Origin of the sequence: Pacificibacter sp. (assembly GCF_039769035.1) — a bacterium.
Classification (GTDB): Bacteria; Pseudomonadota; Alphaproteobacteria; order Rhodobacterales; family Rhodobacteraceae; genus Celeribacter.
The window spans coordinates 1-3,510 of record NZ_JBDMZG010000153.1 but is presented as its reverse complement, the minus strand read 5'-3'; the positions used below and the strand labels follow the sequence as shown (position 1 = coordinate 3,510).

The 3,510-nt window shown below is 54.3% G+C and carries 3 protein-coding genes and 1 pseudogene; 1 reads left to right on the top strand and 3 read right to left on the bottom strand.

Annotated features, from left to right (window positions below):
• The 3 genes from ABF287_RS13365 to ABF287_RS13355 all read right to left on the bottom strand — a co-directional run.
• Positions 1 to 392: SDR family NAD(P)-dependent oxidoreductase (locus ABF287_RS13365; RefSeq protein ID WP_347185499.1), on the bottom strand; the 392-nt coding region annotated here is incomplete at its 3' end.
• 10 nt (positions 393 to 402) lie between these two features.
• Positions 403 to 1,392 carry an acetamidase/formamidase family protein gene (locus tag ABF287_RS13360; protein ID WP_347185498.1) on the bottom strand — a complete coding sequence of 330 codons (990 nt, stop codon included), beginning with the start codon at positions 1,390 to 1,392 and terminating at the stop codon, positions 403 to 405.
• Between the two features lie 38 nt (positions 1,393 to 1,430).
• The gene (locus ABF287_RS13355; RefSeq protein ID WP_347185497.1) at positions 1,431 to 2,789 is read right to left on the bottom strand and encodes an amidase; all 1,359 of its coding nucleotides are present in this window, start codon (positions 2,787 to 2,789) and stop codon (positions 1,431 to 1,433) included.
• Positions 2,790 to 3,314: 525 nt separating this feature from the next.
• Between ABF287_RS13355 and ABF287_RS13350 the strand changes: the two are divergent.
• Positions 3,315 to 3,410: pseudogene (locus tag ABF287_RS13350) on the top strand (IS6 family transposase); the annotation flags it as partial.
• Positions 3,411 to 3,510 lie beyond the last annotated feature (100 nt).

Sequence of the window (3,510 nt, the reverse complement as noted above, 5' to 3'; positions counted from 1 at the left end):
GCCTTGGATTTCTTCAGAAACGGAATGGCCGCGTTCACCAATCGTACCGAATGCATCATATCAACGCCAAATCCGGCTTCCCACGCTGTCTCATCATCCATCACTGCAAGGGCCGAAACATTGGCAACAACAATGTCGATGCCCCCCAAAGCAGAGCCGGAATCTGTGACCCATGATTTCAACGCATGTTTGTCTGCCACATCGACCCCACGTCCGATGGCGCTGACTCCTCTGGCTTTGAGCGCCTCAATCGTGTCGGTCACCCCGGCACTGTCACGCGCACAGATGGCGATATTTGCACCTTCAGCGGCAAAAATCTCAGCGCACTGGCGGCCAATCCCTTTGGTCCCGCCGGTGATCAGCACGTTCAGTCCTTTTAGTCCAAGATCCATTTTATGACCCCTATTGTTCAATGTATTTTTTAAGCATAGACGCGCCCAATGTGTATTTCGGATCGACCATATTCCCAACCCGCATTTTCCCCGCCTGCGTAGCAAGAAAATAGGCCTCTGATTCCTCAAAATCATAGTCCTCTACCAACCAGCGGATCAGGTCACGGTAGGCCATGCGGGCGGCGTCTTCCATAGGGCGTGCACTGCCGAGGGACATGATGAAGTCTTCGGTTTCAATCCGTACGCCGGGTATAGACCAGCCTTTGATGAGGTCGATCTGCAACGTCACTGTGGCCGGAATCTCGACCGCCACACCACATAGTTCACCATCCCCCTGACGTCCATGGCAATCCCCGATGAAGAAATGCGCGCCTTCGCGTTGCACCGGAAAATAGATGATCGCGCCGGGCGCCACATCAGGACAATCCATATTTCCGCCCCAATAATCGGGTTGCAGCGAGCTGACCGCTTCAATCTCTGGGCTGACGCCCATGGTGCCAACAAAAGGTTCATAAGGCAGTGTGACACGGTCTGAGAATTTGACGCCACCCGCTGGCGTGACTTCCATTTTCTTGACCCGTTCGGCGATCGGCGCGTTCAGCATTTGATTTCCATCCGCTACCAGCGCGCCAAAGCTGGGGATCAGCGCAGTTGTTCCAACGGGCTGTGGCCCCCGCGGCAAAAGCGAGTGGATATGCACGGCCAATACATCACCTTTCTCCGCCCCTTCCACAGCTATGGGCCCGTTTTGTGGATTGACGAAAGGCATGTTCAATACCTGAGACGGCAAATCATCCTCAGTCTTGATCGCGCCGCCAAAGGCGTCGAGGGTTTCAACCGCTACCACATCACCTGGTGCGATGCGCATGACCGGCTCTGCATAGGGACCATAGACATAGTGAAACTTGCCTTGGTCTTCTTCGCTCAGGCGGTGTTTGGCACCGGCTTGCCCCTTGGCGACCGCGTGGCGGCCCATGATTGACCTGTCTGTCCATCTCATGCTGTTCTCCCAGTTTTTGTTATCAATCCGTTATTTTCTTAAGCGCCCATATTTGGTTGGCGGGTGTGCCAATCTGTAGCGCTCTGATAGGCATGTGCGGCGCGTATGATCGCCGCCTCGCCCAGTTTCGGCCCAACAATCTGCATGCTCAACGGCATGCCCACGCTATCAAACCCATTCGGGAGGGTCACGGTCGGGCTGCCAGTAAAATTGTAAGGTGCTGTGTACCGCATGATGTTACCCAGAACAGCCGGATCGGCACCATAGTCAGCCATATCGGCTAGGCTGGGGGTTGGCGTAGGCATTGTCGGGCAAAGCATGCAGTCTATGTCCCTAAATAACGTTTCAAAGGACGCCGTGAATGCGATGCGCAGATAGTGGCCCTCCGCCGCCTGCATACCCGTCATCGCTCGCCCTTCGTCAATCAGCTGAGCGAGGTCGGGACCATATTCATCGGCGCGCGCGGGGTATGTATCCTTGTGTGCAACTGCAGTTTCAATCGCGCACATCCCAATCCAGGCATCGACCAGTGCATCATAATCCGGTAGCGTTACCTCAACCACACGTGCGCCAAGATGGGTAAAGACCTCCAAAGCGCGTTCTAAGGCATCAGCGACCTGGCTTTCCACACCGCCAAGCGCGTAACTGCGATCAATGCCAATGCGCATGTCACGCACGCTCTTGCCGATCTCTGCCATGTAATCCGGTGCAGGCACATCCAAAGACGTCGGATCTTGCGCATCCCATCCGGCGATCACTTGCAGCACTGCTGCACAATCTGCTGCTGACCGCGCCATCGGTCCGATGTGATCGAGCGAGTTTGCTAGTGCAAAGACGCCATGGCGGCTCACCCGACCCCAAGTTGGCTTGATCCCAGTCAACCCGCATGTGGCACAAGGATAGCGGATCGATCCCCCAGTATCACTGCCCAATGACGCAAAGCACAAACCGGCTGACGGCGCGACACCAGAACCGCTTGACGAAGTGCCGACCCAGTATTCAGGGTTCCACGGGTTGACGGGGCTAGGAATGGTCGGGTGATGCCCGGTATAGGCGCCTTCGGTCATCGAAAGCTTGCCCAGGATCACCGCCCCTGCGGTTTCGAGTCTATCGACGACTGTCGCATTATAGGTTGGCAGGAAATCCTTGTATATCATCGTCCCCGCGCGGGTCGGCGCATAGGTCGTATAGTACAGGTCCTTGACGGCAATGGGCACGCCGTGCAGCGGTCCTTTATAGATGCCAGCCCCAATCTCTACATCTGCCGTTGCCGCCTGCGCCAGCGCGCGATCTGCGCAGAGGTGGATGTAGCTGTGTAGCCGCCCATCCATGCGCGCGATCAGATCTAGCATGTTTTGCGTGACGCCAGTGGATGTTGCTTCCTCTCGTCGGATCATATGGCCTACCTCAACGAGGCTTTTGAATTGCAAAGGTCTTGGTGTCATCGGGCACTGCGCATCCACTTAGTTCCTACTAAGTGGGTTCTTTGTCGCGCTCCTGCCTCCCATAGAGGAAAACGTTTCACGTGGCGGGCCGCCAATTACTCCAATAGGATGTTCCATATTGTCAAAATAATTTAAAGGATTTAATTTTCGAAGTTCGGCGCAAATGACCTGCTGCGATGGTCGGTTCTGACAAATATTTGCAGCAAGAGATCCCAAAAAGGCTCTCTCGCACTCGACTACCAAACTATTGCCAAAGCCACACACCTGTTCGAATGCTACGTCCAAACGTCCTACTCCCGAAAATAGAAACACCAAATTAATTGTTTCAGTCAATACTCTCCTAAAGGGACTGTCAAATTAAACTTGGTTTGAGCCGGCAGGGTGGGTTGTAGCGTCCTTAAATGACAGAACACCCCATCCGGCACTGTCAGACAAAACGAGCTTGAGACGGGGCGGGCGGTTTTGTAGCCTCTCCGTATGACAAAACGCTCTCCATTCAGGTACTTTAAAACGAGTCCAGAGATCATCCGCGTGGCTGTGATGCTTTATGTTCGGTTTTCTATCGCTTCTCGTCCCTAAATCCCAACTAAATCCCGAGAAATGCGTCTGTGCGTCCGTTGCGCATGTACTTTCAGTAACTCTAAGTCAGCGTAAGTCCACCAAAGAAGTCTAT